Source organism: Mesorhizobium sp. M0870, from assembly GCF_040319775.1.
In the GTDB taxonomy this organism is placed as follows: Bacteria; Pseudomonadota; Alphaproteobacteria; order Rhizobiales; family Rhizobiaceae; genus Mesorhizobium.
This window is the reverse complement of the sequence record NZ_JAMYOI010000041.1, coordinates 22688-44108: the sequence shown is the minus strand read 5'-3', so window position 1 is coordinate 44108 and position 21421 is coordinate 22688. Positions and strand designations below refer to the sequence as shown.

Here is a 21421-nt window from a genome sequence, read left to right as displayed (position 1 = left end):
TTAATTTTTGAGGGGGGGAGAAGCTGCGGGGATTGCTGCCAAGTGCGCTGCGAGCGTTCTTATGGTGGGGTGCTCGAAAAGATCCAGAATCTTGCAATCAATGCCCAAACGATCTTGGATACGTGCCTGAACCTGGACGATAGCTAGGGAATGTCCGCCAACGTCGAAGAAATTGTCTTCTGCACAAACAGAGTCTAGTTTCAGCACGTCCTTCCAGATCTCAGCCAGTTTCGTCTGCAACGTGCCGGTCGGAACAGCTGCTGCTTTTGATTTCGAGGCGTTTCTCCTCGGCTCGAGAAGAGCGTGTCGATCGATCTTGCCACTGCGATTGGTCGGTAGCTGGGGAAGGAACACGAACTGTGAGGGAATCATGTAGCCAGGCAGCGCGGCGCGCAGAAACGTCTGAAGTTCATCGGTATCTTTCGAACTCTCGGGTCGCGTCACCACATAGGCTGTCAGGCTCGCATTCTCATCGGCATCGCCTGTCACAGCGACGCAACACGCTTTGACGTGTTCGTGCTTCATCAGGCACTCCTCAATTTCGGCAAGCTCAACCCGCATCCCGCGAATCTTGATCTGTCCGTCCTTCCGGCCCAGGAACTCAACCGTGCCATCTGCCCGATAGCGGGCCCGATCCCCAGTTTTGTAGAACCTGGTTTCCGGTTCATCATCGAAGGGGTTTGGCCGGAAAACCTCGCGCGTGAGTTCATCGCGATTGATGTAGCCGCGGGCTATACCGGCGCCCCCAATGTAAAGTTCACCGATTGCGCCGATAGGCACCGGCTTTCCATAGCGATCAAGGATGTAAGCCGTGGTATTGCGGGCGGGGCGTCCAATAGGTGGCTTTCGCCCGTCAGCTGTCACCTCGGTCCTTATGCAGTAAACTGTCGTTTCGGTTGGCCCGTAGGAATTGAAGATACGGCGCTTTTCGCCCCATCGTTCAATGAGGCTTAACGGCAAGGGCTCTCCGCCTGATTTGATCACCGTAAGATCAGGAAGATCAGTCGACGGTAAGGAGCTCCACGCCGTCGGTGTAAGTCCCGCAGCAGTGATGCGCTCACGGCGCATGAACTGGATAAGCTCTGCTCCAGGCAGCGACGCTGATGGGGGCGCCAAGCACAATCGACCACCAGAAGAAAAGGCCAGCATGAAATCAAACAACGATGCGTCAAATCCGCAGGAAGCGAACTGCAATACCCGGCTATCCGGCCCCACCTGGTAAGTGCGTTTTAGATCCTCGGCCATGTTGCAGGCGCTGCGATGTTCAATCATCACGCCTTTCGGCTGACCCGTGGAGCCGGATGTATAGATCACATAAGCCAAATCGGAAGGAGCGGCGAGACGGTGAGGGGGCGTGACTTGATGCAAAGCAATTTCGGTACGGTCCCTGTCGAGGAGAACCACCGTGCATCCATTCGCGTTTTCCGTATTTAAGCCCGATGGGTCTTCCCCGAACGTCTGCTCCTTTAGCTGAGTTTTGCTGATGACCGCGGTAGCGCCTGCATCACGCAACATGAAACGCAGGCGCTGGGCAGGTAGGCGCGGATCTAGGGGAAGATAGACAGCCCCCGCCTTCAAGATTGCTAGAAATCCGATAACGAGATCGCACGAGCGCTCAAGGAGAATCCCAATGACGTCTCCCAAGCTGACATCTTTTGCAATCAGATGACGGGCAAGCCTGTTTGCCCTTTGATCAAGTTCGGCATAGCTGAGCACCTCCGATGGGCAGCTGACCGCGATATTGTCTGGATAAGCGGTAACGTTCGCTTCGATGAGGTTGTGCAGGCAAGTGTCGGTCGGAAAACCTGAAGCTGTGTCGTTAAAAGTTTTCAGGAGCTGGTGCTCCTCCTCTGCCGACAGAAAGCTGTATTCGCCTATTCGCCGGGTTGGCGCATCTGCTATCACCTCAAGCAACGATTGATAATGCTTCGCCAGCCTCTCGATGTTGCAAGAATCCCAAAAATCCACGTTGTATACAACGTCAAGGCGCATAGTATCTTTGCCGGCCAGAATTCGAAAATCAAGCTCGACCCATATATCGGTCTCGCAAAACCGAATTTGCGCAGGCAAGCCGGACAGGTTGACCTCGCATGGCGTGAAGCCAAGAGAGCTCACCCGTTCCGGGGTGAAGTTGAAAACTGCCTGCGCCAGGGGATTGCGAGCAGGTGTGAGGGGAAGCTTGAGTTTCTCCAGCAGCAAGGGAAGAGGAAAATACTCGTGGCTGCGCGCGCAGCGCATAAGCTCACGCACCCTGTGCAGATGGTCGAGGAAAATTGGATTTCCGGAAAGGTCCTGCCGTAGGGCCGCCAGAGTCACAAAGTAGCCGAAGGTCCCCGAGAAATCTTCTGCCGGACGACCGAGACGTGGCACGTAAACCGTGATGTCGTCTTGGTCGCAATAACGATGTAGCAAGACGTAATAGACAGCAAGCAGTACGGTGGCGAGCGTTACCTTTTCCTGATGCGCCAGTCGCTCCAAGCGTGCGACCAGAGGCTTATCAATATCCAGGGAGAAAACTGACCCCGTGTGCGTCGCGGGCTCAGTTCGCGGTTTGTCGGTCGGAAGGGCCAGGTCGGGGTCATGATGCACAAATTGGCTGCGCCAGTACGCCCACATCCGTTCTCCGTCGTCGCTAGCAAGGAGCCGCTCCTGCCAGGCAACGAAGTCCCGGTAAGGAGCCGGCTTGGCCAGATCCAATATTTCCGTATTGCCGCAAAACGCCTGATACAGCCTGCCGAACTCATGCAGGAAAGTGCGAATGCTGTAGGCGTCGGAAATGATGTGATGGAAATTGAGGAGAAGAACCTCTTCCGTGGCGTCGCTGATGAACAAGTGAGCGCGAAACACCGGCCCATGTTCCAGATCGAAAGGCGAGCGAGCTTCCGCAGCGATAGAGCGATGGAAGTCAGCCTCTTCGTGACCTTGTAGCCGAACGACATGAAGACTTAGGCAGGCTGTCTCATGAATGAGCTGAACCACGTTCTCGCCTTCCTGGTGGAAGGTCGTGCGTAGCATTTCGTGTCGGTCGATCAATGATTGGAGCACGCGCCGTAGGGCTTCAATGTCGAACCGCGCCCCAAGGCGCAGTTCTACAGGTAGATTATATTCGCTACCGGTCGGGCGTTTTTGATGGTGTATCCAAAGGCCCATCTGGCCATGTGATAGTGGACAGGTAACATGATCCATCAGGGTTCCTCCAGTCGCATCCTTTCGCAGAGAAATGTACATACGGTAACGCTGTAGTAGATTGACAATATATTTAATGACAATATATTTAACCAGTCCTGTACAGCATATCAACCAGACTATTACATAATACACTCTTTTGCATATAAAACCGCTTTCCATGGATGTGCCATGACAATTCTGTAACTACGTTTAAAAACATATGATCTCTCAATATACTCTATCTTCAACAGGTTTCATATACCTATAACACTCCGGCCAAGCGTTGACAGTATACAGGCGGATACACGTCAATAACGACCCGCAGCCGAAGGGTATGAGTGGTCAAATTGTTCCCGTTCGCTCGGCGCCGCAAAGGGCGTGATCGACAAATTTATTAAGTCGACGGCACGCTGGAGTGTCGCTTTGGTCCGAGCATGGCTCGGTGAAGAGGCGATGACATATCCGATGCAGTCTCGAGAATCTCCTTTTGTGATGATCGGCGTACCGGGCTGAACGTAGAATCTAACCTCGGCGACGCCTGGAATAGCAGCCGCCCGACCATCGCCATCGATCCGTTCAAGGATACCATCGCGATCAGCGATTAGCTTTCGGGCAGTCGCAGTGTGCGAATGCCTCTTGGCCAAATTCCATTCGTCGCCGATGACAAGCTTGACGTGCTCCGTGATAAGATCGACGCCGTAAGCGAGCTGGACCAGTTGTGGGTCGGGGGCACCGCCAAGACGCGGATTGACCTCAATCATGGTTGGGCCGCGCTTTGTCCATCGGAATTCAATGTTTGTTGGCCCCCATCCGAGGCCGAGAGCTTGCAAGCAACTTAGCGAAACATCCGCAATACGTTCATGCTCCTGATCAGGCAGCAGAATCGGAAAGGTAAGCTCGCGAGAAACGAAGTGTGGTGGCGGGCCGAACTCACTCTCAGCAATTCCAATAATCTCGTTGCCCATTATCTGAGCGTTATAAAGGGGGCCGTCTGCGAATTCTTCGATTAATATCTTTGGTGAGGAGCGCCATATGTACTCGCCCGTTAGGAGATAGCTCGTATGTTCAACCAACTCATCAATGCTGCGGCACAATCGGACACCCTTACTACCGCTACCTTCGGCAGGCTTGAGAATTACCGGCAAGCCGATCTCAGCCGCAAAAGTTTCTATCTCCGTGGCATTTGCGGCCAAGCGATAAGCAGGCATTGGGACGCCGGCCTCCGCCAAGCTCTCACGTTGAACGAACTTGTCGCAGCACCGTTCAATCGATGCGGGGTCCGGCCCCGGTAGATCGAAATGTCGACAGAGCCTGGCAACTGCCACGTAGACCGACTCATCGTCACCCGAGAAGCCAGTGATGCCGGCAATGTCATACGTGGTGCGTAGCTGGGAACATTCATGGATCATTGCTTCGAGATTGTCTGTTTCGACACGGATTGTCTGAACGCTGTCCGTTGCAACGTAGTCGTATTGAGTTGGATCAGCGGAGAGAGTAATTGGATAAAGGCCGAGGCGCCGGGCTGCTTGGACGTATTCTAGACCATTACCTTTGTGGCCTTCAATCAGGATAAGAGCTCTTCTTACCATTGGTTTGTTGACTCCGACTTTGCGTGCTTGACGACAGCCAAGACAAATCGGTATCAGCCTTGTCAGCCGACCCTGATCTCACATCTTGTGGTTTATGTATCATCCTCGGCGATTTGAAGTCGCAAAGATTTTGTGAATTCTTGTTGACGGCTGTGTTGCAACGGCAGATTTAACACTGAAGAACATTGGCGAGTTCCTGCTCTTGCGATGGGCGAGGGAAATGCTCGACCAGATAGGGAACGAGATTCAACCCGGCCAGCCCGCCTGTCGTTTTGGCAGTATCTGAATCCCGTCCCACATGGTGTTCCATGGCTTTTCCTCTCTGTGCTGCTGGATGCGATCGCTGGGGCTCGGTTTCAACAGCATCATTCTGAGGGTTGGGTTCATGGGGGCTTTGGTGCCCCCTCGGGGCAGCGCGGCGAGGGCCAGCCGGATGCGGCATGGGTATGTTCAGGTTGCGGTGGTGTGCCATCCGCCGCGATCCATGACGAGTCCGGCAAGGGGACATTGCGGCTCATCTCGTTGATATGGAGCTGCATGGCCTCGGTATCGGCAAACGGCAGTGCGAGAGCCGCCGCGTGCCACGTGCTGGGCAGACGGTGCCTAACAAGTAGGCGCTCTTGTAGTGCTGTTCGGTCGGCTGTCGCGGCCGCGTCTGGCCCACTCCGTACAATCCCGTTCTTCTGGCCGATCGTTGCTTCGTCCTGGAACCAGATCTCCACCTTGTGCGCGGCTGCAAATCGCAAAGATGCGCCTTCAGCGTGCGAGGCCAGTCTTTTTTGAATTCCTCGATGAGGCGTCGTGCACCGATGACGCGGTCGCACACTCATGTGGAGAAGCCGTGACCTTGCCCCCAGTTTCTATCCAATTTTGAGTTCGTTTCCGGCGTGGGTTGTGCCCTGCTGGGCGGGTGAAGCGACGGTCGTTGGCGCGGAGCAGTTGGCATAGCGGAGCGCGAGCGACCGTCGCGGATTGAAGGTGCTGGCGAATTCGGCCGGGGTCTGCCAGGCGATTTGGGAGTGCGGACGCGCGGTGTTGTAGTCGGCGCGCCACAGGGCGGTTGCTACGCGCGCCTGGGCCAGCGAGGTAAACAGCGTCTCGTTGAGCAGTTCATCGCGCAGTCGGCCGTTGAAGCTCTCGATGAAGCCATTCTGCATCGGCTTGCCGGGCGCAATGTAATGCCATTCGACGCGGTTCTGATCCGCCCAGGAGAGGATGGCGTTCGAGGTGAACTCGCTGCCATTGTCGCTGACGATCATCCTCGGCCGGCCGCGCTCGGCAATGAGCCGGTCCAATTCGCGGGCAACCCGCATGCCCGAGAGAGACGTATCAACGATGAGTGCCAGGCACTCTCTCGTGCAGTCGTCGACGACGGCCATGATGCGGAAGCGGCGCCCGTCGGTGAGTTGGTCCGATACGAAGTCGAGCGACCAGCGCTCGTCGGGCCTCAGCGGCACCAGCATCGGCGCCCTGGTCCCGATCGCCCGTTTGCGGCCGCCACGGCGGCGAACGGCGAGCTTCTCCTGCCGATAGAGCCGGAACAGCTTCTTGTGGTTCACGACCAGGCCCTCCCGCCTCAGCATCACGAGAAGACGCCGGTAGCCGAACCGGCGGCGCTCCTGCGCGATCGCCTTCATCCGCTCGCGAACCTCGCGGTCGTCCGGCCTGCTGGTCTCGTAGCGAACCATCATGCGGCAACAGCCGATGGCTTTACACGCCCGCCGTTCGCTCATCCCAAAGCCTTCCTTCAGGCGAGCGACAGCTTTCCGCTTGGCCGCGGGCGTCACCATTTCTTTCCCACAAGATCCTTCAACGCGGCATTGTCGAGCATCGCGTCGGCCAGAAGCCGCTTTAACCGCGTGTTCTCGTCCTCCAGCGCCTTAAGTCGCCGAGCCTCGGAGATATCCATCCCGCCGAAGCGGGCCTTCCAGTTGTAGATCGAGGCGTCGCTGACCCCGTGCTTGCGGCACAGATCGGCAACCGACACCCCGGCCTCGTGTTCCTTCAAAATTCCGATGATCTGCTCTTCAGAGAAGCGGTTACGTTTCATGTCCTGGTCCTCTCGATGGGCCAGAACGAACTTCAAACCGGATTAGATCAGGGGGGGCAAGGTCAGCCGAGCTTGTGCAGCAGCTTCCCGACATAGCGCGCGTCATAATCAATGCCGAAGCGGTCCTTGATGGCTTTCTTTACGTCATCCGCCGCCAGCGAACGACGCCATCGACAGCACGATCCGGCCCTTCTCCCACAAGCGCGGCCAGTTCGGCCCGCTGCTCATGCGACAACCGGGACGCTGGTCCCGGCGCCCATTGGTCCGCAAGACCATCGGGGCCGGCCGTGTTGAACCGATGCACCCAGTTGCGTAGCGTCTGGCGATCCATCCCGCCGATCCGGACCGCATCGGCCCGGCTCATGCCGTTCAGAACCGCCGCGATCGACAACAGCCGGCTGCTATGGCGCACATCCTTTGAGTTCCGAGCAAGACGGCGAAGCTCTCCCGCCGGAAAGTCCGTCGGCAACTTCACCGCTGATCCCATCGCCGAATTTCCTTCGGCAATAGGGAATCACGGCGCGCAAATCGGCCAAAATCACAAAAGAGACAGAAGCCAAGACCGTGCGTATTATAGCCTCCAAGGCCGTGACGCTCAGGACAGGTGAGATTTGGGAGATGTGTCTTCACTTCCAGTGGAGCAACACTCAGCGGCAGCACCAACAAGCTCGATCCGATTGGTTTCGGCTCGCCGGCTGATAGTGAATATTGGCTCAGAGTCCGTTTTGAAATTCAAGCATGAGCGTTTCGGCGGATGAGGTTTGCGCCCATTGCGACGAGGATCATTGCGTGAGAGACGTCGATGCGCTGCTCGTAGTCGCGCACGAGGCGGCGCCATCTTGTCATCCAGCCGAAGGTCCGCTCGACGACCCAGCGTCGGGGCAAGACTTCGAAGCCCTTCTGGTCATCGAATCGACGGATGATCTCAACGACGAAGTCCAGATAGCGGCCTTGTCCATGAGCTTTAGCCGATCATAGGCGCCGTCGGCGAACAGATGCTTCACCCAGGGCCAGCGCTGGCGGATACCATCCAAGACCGCCTGAGCGCCGGCGCTGTCGGAGATATCGGCCGGCGTCAAGTTGACCATCAACAGCCGCCCATCCGTATCGACTGCCATATGGCGCTTGCGTCCGACGATCTTCTTGCCGGCGTCGTAACCCCTTGTTCTTGCTTGCGGAGCCTTGACAGACTGGCTGTCGATCACCGCCGCCGACGGGCTCGCCTCGCGCCCGGCCCGCTCACGATCCAGCATCAGCGCCACGTCGTGGATGGTCTGGAACAAAAATCGCCGCGCCAGCTCTCGAAACCAGCCATAGACCGTCTGCCAGGGTCCAAAGTGGATCGGCAGCATCCGCCAGCCGCAACCCGAACGGACCAGGTAGCGCACCGCATTGATCACCTCGCGAAAATCAACCTCGCGCGGACGGCCACGCCGCCCAGGCTTGGGCATCAGCGGCGCGAACTGCTCCCACTCCTCAAATCAGACGGGTAGCGCTTGGTCTTCTTGGCGATCTGGACCATCCGGCCACGGCTCTGCTTTGTCCACATCCACAGCTTGAATCATAACCCAGCCTCAGACGAAACCTCAGTAAGCCGATTTTCAAAACGGCCTCAGCACTGATCGGCGATCCAGAAACCGGAGAAATACGCGGTTCTTGGCTTGAGATACTAATAGAGAATATCGTTCGATTTTTCGCACGCGTCCAGCAGGTGATCATCGTCACGTCTGGTGGTCCCAGACCTCGGCTTTGCGCCATCACACGAACCGTCTGCCGCGAGCTTGCGTCGCGTGACCACTTCGCCGCCTTCCAGCCGCGCCTCGTCGTCAAGTCCCGTCTCGTCGAGCCCGGAAAGCGACTTCAGTCGGCGCGCGCTCATCTGCGCTATATCCAGCGCGCTGGCATTCGACGGCAAGCCCGGGGAACTCTATGATCCGGAGGATGGCACGACCAGCGACCGTCATCAATACAGCTTCATCTTTTCGGCCGAGGGACGGTGACCGATACCAGGATCTGGGCGTTTCGAGCCGAGGCCGGTCGCGACAGCTTCGTCCGCCCGGGCAAGGAAATGTTCAAGCAAGTGGAGTGTGTGTCTGAGCAGCGCAAGGCGCTGACGACGCGCATCGTTTGCAAAAGGTGACGTCGGAGAGACCGCGACGAGGATCCGCCGGACGGAATCGGCTGTCTCAGGCCGGGGCGCTAACCGCGATGCGATCTCGGCCAAGGCCAGGCGGGCCACTGCGATTCTCGTCCGCACCTACTCAGCAGCACCAAGACGTTGGGCCTCGATCGCTGGCAGATGTGCCGGTCGATATCTCCCAATAGGGGATATCCAGTGGTTCGAAGACTTTATGATGTTTGTTCAAAGCTAAAATCACGTAAGGTGCACCTGATTACCTCGAAAGGAAAAAGGGCAGACCGCTAGGTTTACATGCGGCTCGGGTAATCAGGCTTGCCTCCGTAACCGATGCACGGCTAGCCAAGTCAATACCCAGTCGGCGGTGGTATTAAAGCGGATGTCATAGGATTCGCCCGCAGGTAATTCCCTGCAAAGGGTTTGTGTTAGGTGCAGCCGCAAGCATCCGTTCGTAGGGGGCGTCAGTAGTTCAGCACAGTCGAACCCAAAAAAGCGCCGCACCACCGGGTACAGTCCTTTGAAAAGTGTCTCCTTTGCCGAAAAGAGCAGCGTTGCTAGCCGATCTGGAGGGAGCGCCGTCTGTCGTGCAATCAAGGCACGTTCACGCTGGTTAGCCGTCACGCTCAGGATCGATTCCAGCGCGTGGCCGCTGGCTATCGCCTCGACGTCGACACCGGCTTGCCAGCCTGGATCGCCTTTGGCGAAACAGGCGCAATGCCCCCGCGCATGGGTGATTGAACCAACTGAGCCTTTTGGCCAGACTGGGGCGCGGTCGGGACCGATGGGAATCTCAGTAGTAAGTTGGCCCAGCGCCTGCAACGCCGCGTTCGCCATCGCGCGACCGGCCAGAAATTCGGCACGGCGCAACGGTAGTGCCGTGCACAAGCTGGGAGGGAAGGCCAAGGCGAGCTTATGAAACAGATCTTCCGTGTAGCACTCGAAATCGAACCGGCCATGTACAAGAACCGCATCGACGTATCCCGTGTCGTGCAAGGTCACGTCTTTAAGAAATCCAAGCGAACGGGCAGAAAGAGCAATAAGGTGCCTGACGGCTGAGGCGCGCATGCTGGAGGCCGCGCTCACCGCCACAGGGCCCAGCCTAGACCCCATCGCTGTAGACAAACGCAAGGTTCTCCTTCGGCTCGGAAAGCTCAGTTTTCGCGGTGGCGACCGCATGTTCGGCGAGCGTGATCATCGATGATTTCTCCTCAGTCTGTGCCGCAGCGCGTTTGGGATAGCCCGAGCATGGGTCGTGCCAACTAGGAAAATCATTTCAGAACAGTGCGATCATTCTGATAGCACTGCATCATGTCCGACATCGTCGAAGATCCGACAACGAGTCTAACCGTGACCGCCTGTGGGTCCCCTGAGCGAACTCGGTGTGCGCCGAGGAAAACTCAACTCACCGCGAACTGGTCGAGTTCTCCGAGGATTGACTCGACTTCAAGGTCTGGGCCGACCGTTGATGTGCGACGACGACTTTGAACCGAAGCCCCTGAAACAAATCCGCCTGCGTGGGTTGGGGGTCATCACTGAAGATTTGGGCTACGTCAATGCAGTGCCCGGCTCCGGTCTTTCCTATTCAAACACGGTGACGCCGGAACTCGATATCTCCTATTTCTTCACGGACAACATCGCCGCCGAGCTCATACTCGGTACCACCTATGCAAACATCGAGGGCCAAGGAACGATCGGCGGGCTGGGCAATATAGGCAAGGTTTGGCTGCTGCCGCCTAAGCTCACATTGCAGTATCATTTTACCAACTTCGGCGCTTTCAAGCACTATGTCGGCGCCGGCGTGAACTACACGATATTCTATAACCAGTGTATCGGCAGCGCCGACGCTCTCAAGGTTAAGAACACGTTCGGCACTGCGCTACAGGTCGGGTTCGACTACATGGTGGATCAGCACTGGGGCGTCAACTTCGACGTGAAGAAGCTTTTCCTCAAGCCAGACTTCGACGTCACGGTCGACGGCGCGAAGCTGACGGGGAAGGCTTCGCTCGATCCCTGGCTGATAGGCGCAGGTGTCACCTACCGGTTCTAGCAACGAATGGTGAAGGCGGCCTGCTGACAGCCGATCTGGAATGAAGGGCGCCTCGTGCGCCCTTTTACCGTCAGCCCCGCATTGAAGTCGGCCGTCGGATCATTCGAAGGTTGCCTGCACACACCAACATCCGTGTCCATTCTCATCCGTCGACCAGATGCAGGCTCTCGGGCTGACTTGGCCGCAGCCTGCTCAAGGCCAAGTCACGACGGTAAGATCGTCGATCGGTGATTACCCGTTCCGTTGTTCTCGCTGTTAACCCAAAGGCTGAGCGCTCTCCAGCCGTCTCCGCAGTCCGCAAGCTGACCCAAGGTCATAAAGACTTTGATTGAGGGCAAGCACTGGTCAGCCACGGTTCCGGACCGGGCTTAGGAAATCCTTCCAGCACTATGGCTTGTCGCGGCCCTTAAGCGGTATCAATCTGGATTCGAGATGGTTTTGGGCGACATTCGATATTTGACCGTATGCAACTATCGCGACTAAATCGCAGAGGAAGGCGAAACGGTTGGGTTATCGGTAGGGGCAGTTATCATCGGCAAAACGAACATGTCGGAGTTTGCGTTTGCGAACACGGAAAATGACCGCGAGTTCGGCAGGCCGCGCAATCCCTGGGACCCGGATCGGTGGATCCTCGTCCAGCTCGGCTGCCAGGGTAGCAGACGGCAGTGTGGTTGCAGCGCTAGGCACCGATACCGGTGGTTCTATCCGGGGGGCCGCCGCACTTTGTGGCTTGGCGGGTTTCAAACGCTCGGGGGGCGTGTGCCCAGGCAGGGGGGGCTCTTTCTATGATGTTCGATACCATCGGCGCGATCGCCAGAACGAATCGTGTGCCATAATCGACGCCGTGCCGGCTGATACGCCATGGCGCCCGCTTCCTGAGTTGCCACTGCGTGGGCTCTCCTTTGGCGTTTCGACTAGCATGGTCCTCGACGATCTGGATCCGGAAGTCGCCGCCGACTTTAACGCCATGCTAAAATACCTTTCAGCTGCAGGCGCGACCGTTCTTGAATTCTCCTGGCCCGAGGTCGAGCCGGGTTTTTGGCGCGACGCTTATCCTGGCGAGACTTACGCCGTGCACGGCCGTCTCGCCGATCTGATGGACCGCTTCCATGCTCTACTGATTCCGACCGTATCCATACTGGCGCCACGGATTTCGGGTCTGGACAATGAAGAGCAGGCGAAGCGGCTCGAATATCCGATCGGTCGCAATGAGATAGCCAACTTCTTTGACTGCTACGCGGCGACAGTGCCGTGCCAGGCACAGGACCAGTTGCCCGTTTGCCTTCTTGTCAGGGCAAAAAAAGCAGTGAAGACCTCTTTGGATAGGAACGACCATGGCAGACCAAATTCTCGAAGTTAACCTCCTCGCCAGAGCTAGTTATTTTGAGCGAAGCTTCCACCGCGCTCGTATTTCTGACGCGTCAGACTTCGACAAGATTGAGCAGCGCGCAAAGACCATGACATCGCGCCTGGACGCGTCGTTTGCCAAGATCGGCGGCGGGCTGAAGGGCGATCTCATTGGCATGTTTTCGGGCGTCGGTGTTGCCGCCAGGGCCGCGCTGGCACCAGTTGCGCTCTTCAAAAAAGCACTCGACACGATCGACATGGCTTCGCACTTGGACGACACGGGCGACCGCATTGGCCTGTCGACAACCGCCTTGCAGGAACTCGGCTTCGGCTTTGCGCAGGCCGGCGTAGAGCAGTCCGGATTTGAAACCGGCATGGAGCAGTTTGCGAAGCGCATCGGTGAGGTAGCGACGGAAGGCGGCCGGCTTGCTGATATCCTGAAGGCGAACGGCATCGCCATCCGCGATACCAACGGCCAGATTAAGACGTCAGAGCAGCTGCTTGCGAGCTATGCCGAGTTGGTCCGCAATGCCGCTTCTGAACAAGAAAAAATAGTTCTCGTTACGGAGGCTTTCGGCCGAGGTGGTGCCGACTTCATTAACGCTCTCAACGGCGGTGCAGCTGGTATCAATAACATGAAAGCATCTGCCAAAGATGCCGGCGGCGTCATTGATGAGCAGCTGTTGCGCCGGGCTGAAGAGTTAGGCGACCGCTGGGAGGCGGCTTTGCTGCGCTTCACCGTAAGCCCACAGTCGGCCATCTTGACTGGCGTTGAAGGCCTGGACGGCCTCAACGGTCGTATGCAGGAATTCCTGAAGAACCGGCCGGCTGTTGAAATGGGCGACTTGGCGGGTTCGCTTGTCGGCGAACCTGGAGATGTCAACACAGGGCCGGGGAAGGCCGATAAGCCTAATGCCGTGGACGTGCGCATTGCACAAGCCTTCGGCGGAGAGATCGCCAAGGCCGACGACAAGCTCGTTGAGCACCTAAAGTCCCGCTACAGCAGGGCAATGAACCGGGCGACCATCATTCCAGGCGAGACCAGCAAAGGCGACAAGGCCGGCGGCACGAAGGCAAAGTCTCCAGCGCCAGACGGTTTCGCCCGCGAGTTTGCGCAGACGGAAAGGCGCGCCGCCATCCTACGCGCTGAGACAGCGACGCAAGCCGGCCTCAATCCCTTGAGCGATGACTACGGCGCTGCGCTCGCCTTTGCCCGTATGAAGCAAGAGCCGACGCGTTCTTGGCATGCGAAAGCGAGCGAGACCCGGATCAGACAGATGCGAAATCGATAGTCCGGCCGCCGGCCAGATAGTGCCGCGCTCAACGCCGCCCTAGCTACACTTCCAACTAAAACGGGCCATGTGCCCGCGATCAGGAGCTGACATGACACTGGCAAATGGACGTGCGTGGGATGAAGTCCGCGCGGAGATGGAGGCTTTCAAGGATCTGGACTACGACTGGAAGGGTGGGCGGCTCCCCTCGTATATCTACTACTTCGACGAGGAGTTGCTAAATATCCAGCGCGAAGCATACGCAATGTATATCGTCGAGAACGGGCTTGGAAAAGGCCGTGCCTTTCCGAGCCTCCGGCGAATGGAAGACGAAGTAATCCGCCGCGGTTTGATGCTTTTGGGCGGTTCGGACCAGAGTGGGGGGATTTTCACCTCAGGCGGAACCGAGAGCATTCTGCTGGCCATGAAGGCCGCGCGTGAATGGGCGAAGCAGAGCGGCAAGAGGCGACCTTACAAGATCCTTCTATCTGAGACTGCCCATCCGGCATTCAATCGCGCTGCGGGTCTGATGGAAATTGAAGTCGAACGCCTCCCGATGCGTGAGCACGACTTCAAGTTTGATCTAGATAAGCTTAAGGGGGCGCTGGACGACAGTGTGATCATGATCGTCGGTTCCGCCCCCAACTATGCAGCCGGAACGTTCGATGACATCGCCGAGCTCGGAGAGGTCGCCCTTAAGCATGATCTTTGGCTGCATGTGGATGCCTGCGTTGGCGGATTTCTCGCACCGTTCGCACGTATGAATGGCAAGCGCATTCTGGATTTTGACTTGAGCGTCCCGGGGGTGAGAAGCCTTTCGGCCGATATTCATAAGTATGGTTTCGCGGCAAAAGGCGCGTCGCTTGTGCTCTTCGCCTCCGCTGAGGACAAAAAGTTCGCACACTTCGCCGTTGACTGGGCCAGAGGGACGTATCAATCGGAATCAAACCAGGGCACCAGGGCTGGCGGCGCGATCGCCACTGCATACGCTGTGATGAATGTGCTCGGGAACGACGGATATAAGCGCCTCGCCAAAATCACCTTAGACACCGTCGAACGTCTTACCGCGGGCATCGATGCCATCGAGGGGCTTGAGGTCATTCGGCCATATGAGCTGTGCATCTTCGCCTACAAGAGTGCGGATCCGGACATCGAGATTAATGCCGTTGCAGACCAGATGGGAAACAAAGGTTGGTTCATCGGTCGCTCGGAGCGGCCCGCTCCCTCTATCCAGATGGCGGTAAATCCTGTTCATGCGAAGACCTACGACGAGTATCTTGATGATCTCTCAGATAGCGTAGCCACCGTGCGAAAGCACGGCCTAACGTCACAGTTCGACAAAAACACCTATTAATTACGTGCAGGACACGCAGGTGTTTTTCAAGGTCTCGTGGTTGAGCCCGACAATCAGCGAAATGTCGAGATCGGCGCTGGCGCTTTTGTCGATGATCCGGGCACACTCCCTGCACGGTGACATCTTTCATAGGGCCGTCAGCCTCATCCGTTCTTTACCAGTGAGACATTGACGGTCGCGCATACTCGTCCAAGATCCACGCTGCTACCGGCGCTTGGGAGGGTGGCCTACGCCGTCCCAGACGAGGTGCCGGTTGCCCGAAGGTCGTTCGACCTTTCGAAGAGACTGGCGTCGGAGAGAAGGAGAGATCCAACGGATCAATAATAAGTTGCGGATTGAACTAAGCCGCCAGTCTCGACAATGAGAGGATTCGGTGTTCCAAACCCATCCTTCAGACAGGAGATCGAGATGGCCGAGATGAGCCCTCTGCGTCGCCCGATGATCGAGGACATGACGGTCGGCGATCTTTCTCCGGAACCTATCTTTATGCAGTCGGAAAGTTTAGCGGTCCCTTCGGCCGATCACCGGATCGGCTCGGCCTAGACGAGGTCCACGCCTTCCGGGTCCACCTTGTGTCTACGGGCATATCCTGGTCCGGATTGAACCAGATCGTCTGCGCACGCCGTTCCTTTGTGGCGTAACGCTCGGCCCGCAAACAATCCCGGAGCATATTCCGTATGCGCGCGAGCCTCGCCAGTTGCCGGTTGTTTTTTCGAGCGACGAGGTGGTCGGATTTCTGCAAGCCGTGTCCAGCTTAATGGCGGGTGGCTCCGACAACAGCTTATGCCGCTGGTCTCAGAGTCTCGGAGGTCTGTAGTCTTTGCGCCAACGATATCGACAGCTCAAGGATGGTGATCCACATCACGCGTGGCAAAGGCGGCACCCGCTACGTCATGCTGTCGCTGGAACTGCTCGGTATTCTGCGCAGCTATTGGCGCTTGGCGCGGCCAATGACATTCTGTTTCCTGGACGCGGTCCTGACAAGCCGATCGAGCCGTGGGTGCTGCATTCCGCCCGCCGTTCGGCGGTTGCGGCGGCGGGTCTTTCCAAGCACGTTACCGTCCATACGCTGCCGCATTCCTTTGCCATTCACCTGCTCGAGAACGGGACCAATATCCGCATCATCCAGGTTCTGCTATGGCCACGCCCACCGACGACAGCGCGCTACACGCAAGTCTCCACCGACAGGATCCGATCGAAGGCCAGTCCGCTCGATCGATTACGACTGGAGGTGACTCCGCCGGAATCGTGATCGGTTGCGCCCCACCTTCGAAGTCGCCGACATCTTGCGACGAAATGGGAACTCCTACAGGCGTGAGGACGCCGGTCATCTGGGCCGGCGAGCGACGCGTCATGGGTGCGATCGAAGCCTGCCGGACAACCCAGGCTCGGCGGGCACATCGATGCCTGCGACGATTGCGGTAGTATCCGCATCTCCTATTATTCCTGCCCTATGGGCAGATCCTGTAATGGAGAGACTGGCAGCGACTTGATCGCGCTCTTGTGTGTGCGGCCGCCAACTCTGCTCCTCATGATGAAGGGCGATTGACGAGCGCGATGAGCCTGTGGGACGGCTGGAACGCGCCGCGCCGCAGATGTGGCGGAACGCTCCATTCCATGGCGTCGAGCTTTTCTTTCGGATCGCCACACGTGCAGATTTCAGTCGTCAGAGTGGCGTGCCCCAGCCACAGCGACACCTTACGGATGTCCTGCGTTGCTTGCAGGATGATCATCGCGCATGTGTGCCTCAGCAGGTGGGGCGAGATGCGTTCTTGTCGAGGCAGGATGCGCTCGAGCAGCGGCTGATCTACTCGACCCCGATCTACGTTGGCGAATCGGTTCTCGCATCCTTCTAACCTCAATCCTCGGAATCCAAGGTCTGAGATGGTAGGACAGGATCATAAGAGGGGGTTGGTGGGAGTATTCCAAGCCGTTTGTATATGCGCTTCCTGGGGCCGCACGTTAGCACATTGCGGTTCCGGTATCGCAGGCCAACCACACATCAGGGCAGCGTCTATATCGCTTCTAGATGACGACGATATATAAACTGCATTTGACGGCAGCCGCCCGGACTATGATGATTTAATGAAGCGGCAACAATATGCCGACCGGCTACGAAATCGATGCACATCGAGAGGCATTTCTGGCTCTGCAGAGCGAGGCAACCAAGTCGCGCCGTTAGAGCACCAAAATCCGAGCTCGAACATCTCCGCGCTGCGCCTCCTTCAGCCGGTTTCTGGTGTGATGATACCGGCGCGCGCATAGGCAAGGTGCGTGACCGCCTTGCCACTGGGTCTTAAAGACCGGAATGGCCCAAGGAGCTACCCGCTGCGAATCCGTCGCCGCTAAGACTAAGGGGACTGTTAGCGAATGAACGATCTGGCTATCGCGGTGGAAGCGACCACGTCCGTGGCTCTGGCGCTACCGACGGGTGCGGGCCGGCAGTGACGCGCCGCTCTTGGAAGGTCGAGCAGATCGACCGATCCTTCATTGACAGGGCAACGGCCGCCTTCACGCATGAGGCCCAGTGTCATCGCTCGACGAGGTTGGAATTACATGACTATGCGCGGTTTTGAATTGGAGAAGCGTGCCGCTAGTGAAATCGCTGAACGCACCAAGACAACCAAGAGGCCCGAAATGGGAGAGCGCCGGCGCCATGCCTCGTGGATGGCCAATGGGTGGCTGAGCCTAAATTGCCGGTGCTCAATCCCTCCACCAACGAAGGATTTGCGAAGGTTCCCCATTTCAGCAGGCCAGAGAACACCAGGGCCATCGCAGCCCTGCATGTTTTTCCAGCGTGAATTTCTTCGCGAACTCGAGAGACTAAGCCCGGGCTGTACTTCATTAGCTGACGCAGCAGCCATACAAAAAGTCGCGCTAAATGCAGTAGCTAGTCTCACTGGCCATTGCCCGGGAACAGAACCGTGAGGAGCTAGCCTCCGGTTGCGACGAATGTGAGGGTATTGGCCAGGTTATTGCACCGAGCGGCTACTTTGAAGCTCCTTTCGCTACCAAGTAGTCGTCAGTGCCTTCGCGGCATCTCGCCGCCAGATGAGGACGATATAAAAACTGCATTTGACGCAAACCGCCGCGACGGTCGATTGTCTGACTGAACTAAGCGACAACTTCGCCCTTCAGTCGAATGCGTTATGTCGCAGCCGAACCCATCAACATAGCAAATTATTGAGGCGAGATATGGCGACCTCGGCGATTCCACTGACCGGTGTGCCTTTCCCGAGATCAGAGTACCAGCCCCGCAGCTGAAGTATTCGGGGCAGGGGTATGTCGCGCTTGAGCGGTTCACCGCGATTGTCGATGAGATCATAACGATATCAAACGGCTTATTTTTTCTGTGATTCCAGATTCGGTCAATCCTCTGCCTGCATCCTAATTTGATGAAAAAATAGGATGTCGAAGAGACGTCTGGAACTAGACGGAGACGAGCAGAGCTCGCCTGTTACCATTGCTCGAACAAAATACATAGGAGGAAACGAAGTGGCGAAAGAAACTTGGCAAGTGGGGATTGATGTCGGCGGCACCTTCACCGATGTTGTTGCCGTCGGATCCCGTTCGGGTATTCGCATTCACAAGACCGCATCTACGCCAGACGATCCTTCCGTGGGCGTACTTGCCGGGGTTTCTGCGCTGGCGGAGACCCAGGGACTTACGATCGCCCCGGCCCCGCCTGTTACGGGCTTGGGGGAAACGAGGCCCACCGTCACCGATGCCCATGTGGTGTTGGGGCGGCTGCGGCCCGGCGGCCTACGCAGACGGATCGGTCAACATCCACCCGGAACTCGCGTATAAAGCGATCTCGGAGCACGTGGCGCACCCGCTGGGTCTGACGGTGGAGGGGGCAGCGATCGGCATCATCCGCCTCGCCGAACAGAACATGCTGCACGCAATGGAGCGGACCTCTAGCGAGCGCGGCGTCAACCCTCAAGCCCTGACACTTGTTGCTTGCGGAGGCGCCGGAGCGCTCCACGGTGTGGCAGTCGCACGGCTACTAGGATGCCGGTCGGTCTTTGTGCCTCGGCTTGCCGGCGTCTTCTGCGCGTTTGGAATGTGCAATTCCAATATTCGTCACGACCTCATCCAATCCTGCATGGTCGAGCTCTCGGATAACACTCTTGCGCGAATTTCCGAGCAGGTTGCCGAGCGGGAGGGCGAACAGCGCGCCCGATTGCTTGCAAGCTTCTCCAATGAGGCAATCGTCCTCGATTGTTTTCTGGAGTTGCGATACCAGGGGCAGCAGTGGACCGTGCGCGTGCCGTTCTTTGGTCGTACGGACACGGTGCAAACGCTGCGGCATCGGTTTGAGGAAGAATTCTCAAGCATCTACGGTTACGTGCAGGAACGCAACCAAGTACAGATCGTCGCCTTTCACCTTATCGGCAAGGGCCGGTTTCCCGTGATCGCGCTGGAAGCCGCCGAAGCAAGCGCTGAGAGCCCGCAAGCCAGCAACACCCGCAGCGTTTGGATCGGTCCTCGCACAGGCTTCGTCGATGCGCGTGTATTCTCTCCCTCAAAGCTACATCCGGGGTCAACGATAATAGGACCTGCCGTCATTGAAGAACTGACGACGACCATTCTCATCGGAGCGGCGGACGTGTTGCTGGTCGATGAGGGTGGGAACTATTCGATTCAACTTTCTATCTCGGAGTTGTTGATTTTCACTGAGAACTGATGGAGTGGATGCCCCCTCCCGACGGCATCGCAATGTGCCAGAGTGATGTTCGCTAGAACGTCACTTAGAGGAGAGAGCATCCATGAGGGAAATTAGCATTGTTGGCTTGGATCTGGCAAAGCGGGTGTTTCAGGTGCATGCCGCTGGAAGCGACGGCGCGGTAGTTTTGCGTCGGAAACTGTCACGCGGGCAGGTCCTCGCCTTTTTTACCGAGCTGTCGAAGTGCATTGTTGCGATGGAAGCATGCGCGACAGCGCACTACTGGGCGCGTGAGATTGGCAAGCTCGGTCATGAAGTTCGCCTGCTCCCACCCGCTTACGTGAAGCCCTTCGTCAAACGACAGAAAAATGATGCGGCTGACGCCGAGGCCATTGTCGAGGCGGCCCTCCGCCCGTCGATGCGGTTCGTGGTTCCCAAGACAGAGAACCAGCAAGCCTGCTCTATGCTCTTCCGGACGCGCGATCTGTTTGTCCGCCAGAGAACGCAGCTTATCAACGCCCTTCGCGCTCACCTGGCTGAACATGGCGTTATTGCGCCACAGGGAATTGCGAACCTGGCCTTGCTGTCGGAGATCGTCGAGGAAGACAACCTCGGCCTCGAACTCATCGTCGTGGAAACCGCTCGGCTTTATCTTGAGCAGATCGAGATGCTCTCCTCTCGTATTGCCAGCTTGGAGAAGACGCTCAGATCGGAAGCAAAGCGCTCGGAGACCTCGGCCCGACTGGTGTCCATGCCTGGAATGGGGCCGATCACCGCCATGGCGATCGAAGCTTTTGCGCCGACCATGACCACGTTCCGGAAAGCGCGAGACTTTGCGGCTTGGCTCGGGTTGGTGCCCAAGCAGCATTCGAGTGGCGGAAAACAAGTGCTCGGGCGAACCTCGAAGATGGGCCAGCGGGATATCCGGCGGTTGCTGATCATCGGCGCGATGACCGTGATCCGATGGGCATGCCGCAAAACCCCTCCCGAGAACTCATGGCTGGCGCGTATATTGGCGCGCAAGCCACGCATGCTCGTTGCGATCGCGCTGGCCAACAAAATGGCTCGGTCGATCTGGGCAATGATGACGAAGAACGAAAGCTACAAGGAATCCGGGCTGGCTGTGGCGTAGCAAACGCTGGGCTGCAGCGAGAACGGATCGTCGGCGTGTGAGGGAGGTCAGCGAACGGTAAGGACAAAGATCGGTGAGAGTGGGTCTGGGAATGCATCCGGGTCAGTGAGCCACGAGCTCGTAGAACTGATTTGCACCAGGTCCGCGTAGCTCCATACCGGCCAGCGGTCGTATTCGAGCCGCAACGATAGGCCTGATACATGACCGCACCCGATCACACGTTCAAATCGTTCGAAGAAAACCTTGCATGAACGGGGGCATCCATACATGACCCGGCATTTCCACCGAGATTTGACCCGCCTTTTATGTATGTTTCGGTTCGGGGTTGAGGGTCAAGGTTCTGGCTTTCTCCTTCGCTTTTTTAGGCTCGTGGGCAGAGCTGTTCTTGAATCGGAAGCTGTCGTTTCCGGTTTCCAGGATGTGGCAATGATGGGTCAGCCGGTCGAGAAGCGCGGTTGTCATCTTTGCATCGCCGAAGACACTGGCCCACTCGCTGAAGCTGAGGTTTGTGGTGATGATGACGCTTGTGCGTTCGTAGAGTTTGCTCAGCAGATGGAAGAGCAATGCTCCACCTGATGCACTGAACGGCAGATAGCCAAGCTCGTCCAGGATGACGAGATCGGAATGCACGAGGCGATTGGCGATCTGGCCCGATCTGAG

The 21421-nt window shown here is 57.5% G+C and carries 13 protein-coding genes and 7 pseudogenes; 10 read left to right on the top strand and 10 right to left on the bottom strand.

Annotated elements, in window-relative coordinates; all coding sequences use genetic code 11:
- The 8 genes and pseudogenes from NKH97_RS30590 to NKH97_RS30550 form a co-directional block, all read right to left on the bottom strand.
- Positions 1-3186: a non-ribosomal peptide synthetase gene (locus NKH97_RS30590; RefSeq protein ID WP_352799550.1), complete on the bottom strand. Its 3186-nt coding sequence runs from the start codon at positions 3184-3186 to the stop codon at positions 1-3.
- A gap of 290 nt (positions 3187-3476) precedes the next feature.
- Positions 3477-4757 (bottom strand): ATP-grasp domain-containing protein, encoded by a 1281-nt coding sequence (locus NKH97_RS30585; RefSeq protein ID WP_352799548.1) that lies wholly within the window; start codon positions 4755-4757, stop codon positions 3477-3479.
- An 860-nt stretch (positions 4758-5617) separates the two neighbouring features.
- Positions 5618-6807 (bottom strand): IS3 family transposase gene (locus NKH97_RS30575; protein ID WP_352799546.1). Its coding sequence is split into 2 segments (ribosomal slippage): positions 5618-6558 and positions 6558-6807, totalling 1191 coding nucleotides; the frame shifts between segments, so codons are not numbered across the junction.
- 62 nt (positions 6808-6869) lie between these two features.
- Positions 6870-6920, bottom strand: a complete 51-nt coding sequence (locus tag NKH97_RS30570; protein ID WP_352799560.1) for a hypothetical protein — start codon at positions 6918-6920, stop codon at positions 6870-6872.
- Positions 6921-6946: 26 nt separating this feature from the next.
- A complete protein-coding gene (locus NKH97_RS30565; protein ID WP_502897108.1) occupies positions 6947-7294 on the bottom strand; it encodes a helix-turn-helix domain-containing protein in 348 nt (115 codons plus the stop codon).
- Positions 7295-7539: 245 nt separating this feature from the next.
- Positions 7540-8356: pseudogene (locus NKH97_RS30560) on the bottom strand (IS5 family transposase).
- Between the two features lie 120 nt (positions 8357-8476).
- On the bottom strand, positions 8477-8722 hold the full coding sequence (locus NKH97_RS30555) for a hypothetical protein (protein ID WP_352799542.1): 246 nt from the start codon (positions 8720-8722) through the stop codon (positions 8477-8479).
- A 531-nt stretch (positions 8723-9253) separates the two neighbouring features.
- On the bottom strand, positions 9254-10009 hold the full coding sequence (locus tag NKH97_RS30550; protein ID WP_352799540.1) for a 4'-phosphopantetheinyl transferase family protein: 756 nt from the start codon (positions 10007-10009) through the stop codon (positions 9254-9256).
- A 436-nt stretch (positions 10010-10445) separates the two neighbouring features.
- On the opposite strand from NKH97_RS30550, the pseudogene NKH97_RS30545 reads away from it, so the two are divergent.
- From NKH97_RS30545 to NKH97_RS33375, 7 genes and pseudogenes are all read left to right on the top strand, one after another.
- Positions 10446-10991 (top strand): annotated as a pseudogene (locus tag NKH97_RS30545) (OmpW/AlkL family protein); the annotation flags it as partial.
- 227 nt (positions 10992-11218) lie between these two features.
- Positions 11219-11363: pseudogene (locus NKH97_RS33380) on the top strand (LysR family transcriptional regulator); the annotation flags it as partial.
- Between the two features lie 174 nt (positions 11364-11537).
- Positions 11538-12351: pseudogene (locus tag NKH97_RS30540) on the top strand (amidase family protein).
- The gene (locus NKH97_RS30535) at positions 12326-13630 is read left to right on the top strand and encodes a hypothetical protein (RefSeq protein WP_352799538.1); all 1305 of its coding nucleotides are present in this window, start codon (positions 12326-12328) and stop codon (positions 13628-13630) included. Before NKH97_RS30540 ends, NKH97_RS30535 begins: the two are co-directional and overlap by 26 nt.
- 91 nt (positions 13631-13721) lie before the next feature.
- Positions 13722-14963 (top strand): pyridoxal phosphate-dependent decarboxylase family protein, encoded by a 1242-nt coding sequence (locus NKH97_RS30530; protein ID WP_352799536.1) that lies wholly within the window; start codon positions 13722-13724, stop codon positions 14961-14963.
- Between the two features lie 408 nt (positions 14964-15371).
- A pseudogene (locus NKH97_RS30525) lies at positions 15372-16215 on the top strand (tyrosine-type recombinase/integrase).
- A 4-nt stretch (positions 16216-16219) separates the two neighbouring features.
- Positions 16220-16413, top strand: a pseudogene (locus NKH97_RS33375) (transposase zinc-binding domain-containing protein); the annotation flags it as partial.
- A gap of 79 nt (positions 16414-16492) precedes the next feature.
- Here the strand turns inward: NKH97_RS33375 and NKH97_RS30520 are convergent.
- Complete coding sequence (locus NKH97_RS30520; RefSeq protein ID WP_352799534.1) at positions 16493-16696, bottom strand: integrase; 204 nt, start codon at positions 16694-16696, stop codon at positions 16493-16495.
- A 1675-nt stretch (positions 16697-18371) separates the two neighbouring features.
- Here NKH97_RS30520 and NKH97_RS30515 point away from each other — a divergent pair.
- The 3 genes from NKH97_RS30515 to NKH97_RS30505 all read left to right on the top strand — a co-directional run bounded on the left by NKH97_RS30515 (position 18372) and on the right by NKH97_RS30505 (position 20761).
- A complete protein-coding gene (locus tag NKH97_RS30515) occupies positions 18372-18770 on the top strand; it encodes a hydantoinase/oxoprolinase N-terminal domain-containing protein (protein WP_352799532.1) in 399 nt (132 codons plus the stop codon).
- Positions 18688-19650, top strand: coding sequence for a hydantoinase/oxoprolinase family protein (locus tag NKH97_RS30510; protein ID WP_352799530.1), 963 nt, complete (start codon positions 18688-18690; stop codon positions 19648-19650). The genes NKH97_RS30515 and NKH97_RS30510 overlap by 83 nt, the downstream gene beginning before the upstream one ends.
- An 82-nt stretch (positions 19651-19732) precedes the next feature.
- Positions 19733-20761 (top strand): IS110 family RNA-guided transposase, encoded by a 1029-nt coding sequence (locus NKH97_RS30505; RefSeq protein ID WP_352799528.1) that lies wholly within the window; start codon positions 19733-19735, stop codon positions 20759-20761.
- 303 nt (positions 20762-21064) lie between these two features.
- On the opposite strand, the pseudogene NKH97_RS30500 reads toward NKH97_RS30505, so the two are convergent.
- Positions 21065-21418: pseudogene (locus NKH97_RS30500) on the bottom strand (ATP-binding protein); the annotation flags it as partial.
- Positions 21419-21421: the final 3 nt, after the last annotated feature.

Bases quoted from the DNA above. Each gene is read 5' to 3' on its own strand.
- NKH97_RS30590 (WP_352799550.1), bottom strand. From the start codon at position 3,186: ATGGATCATGTTACCTGTCCACTATCACATGGCCAGATGGGCCTTTGG.
- NKH97_RS30530 (WP_352799536.1), top strand. From the start codon at position 13,722: ATGACACTGGCAAATGGACGTGCGTGGGATGAAGTCCGCGCGGAGATG.
- NKH97_RS30510 (WP_352799530.1), top strand. From the start codon at position 18,688: ATGCCCATGTGGTGTTGGGGCGGCTGCGGCCCGGCGGCCTACGCAGAC.
- NKH97_RS30565 (WP_502897108.1), bottom strand. From the start codon at position 7,294: ATGGGATCAGCGGTGAAGTTGCCGACGGACTTTCCGGCGGGAGAGCTT.
- NKH97_RS30585 (WP_352799548.1), bottom strand. From the start codon at position 4,757: ATGGTAAGAAGAGCTCTTATCCTGATTGAAGGCCACAAAGGTAATGGT.
- NKH97_RS30520 (WP_352799534.1), bottom strand. From the start codon at position 16,696: ATGATCATCCTGCAAGCAACGCAGGACATCCGTAAGGTGTCGCTGTGG.
- NKH97_RS30505 (WP_352799528.1), top strand. From the start codon at position 19,733: ATGAGGGAAATTAGCATTGTTGGCTTGGATCTGGCAAAGCGGGTGTTT.
- NKH97_RS30535 (WP_352799538.1), top strand. From the start codon at position 12,326: ATGGCAGACCAAATTCTCGAAGTTAACCTCCTCGCCAGAGCTAGTTAT.
- NKH97_RS30550 (WP_352799540.1), bottom strand. From the start codon at position 10,009: ATGCGCGCCTCAGCCGTCAGGCACCTTATTGCTCTTTCTGCCCGTTCG.
- NKH97_RS30515 (WP_352799532.1), top strand. From the start codon at position 18,372: ATGTCGAAGAGACGTCTGGAACTAGACGGAGACGAGCAGAGCTCGCCT.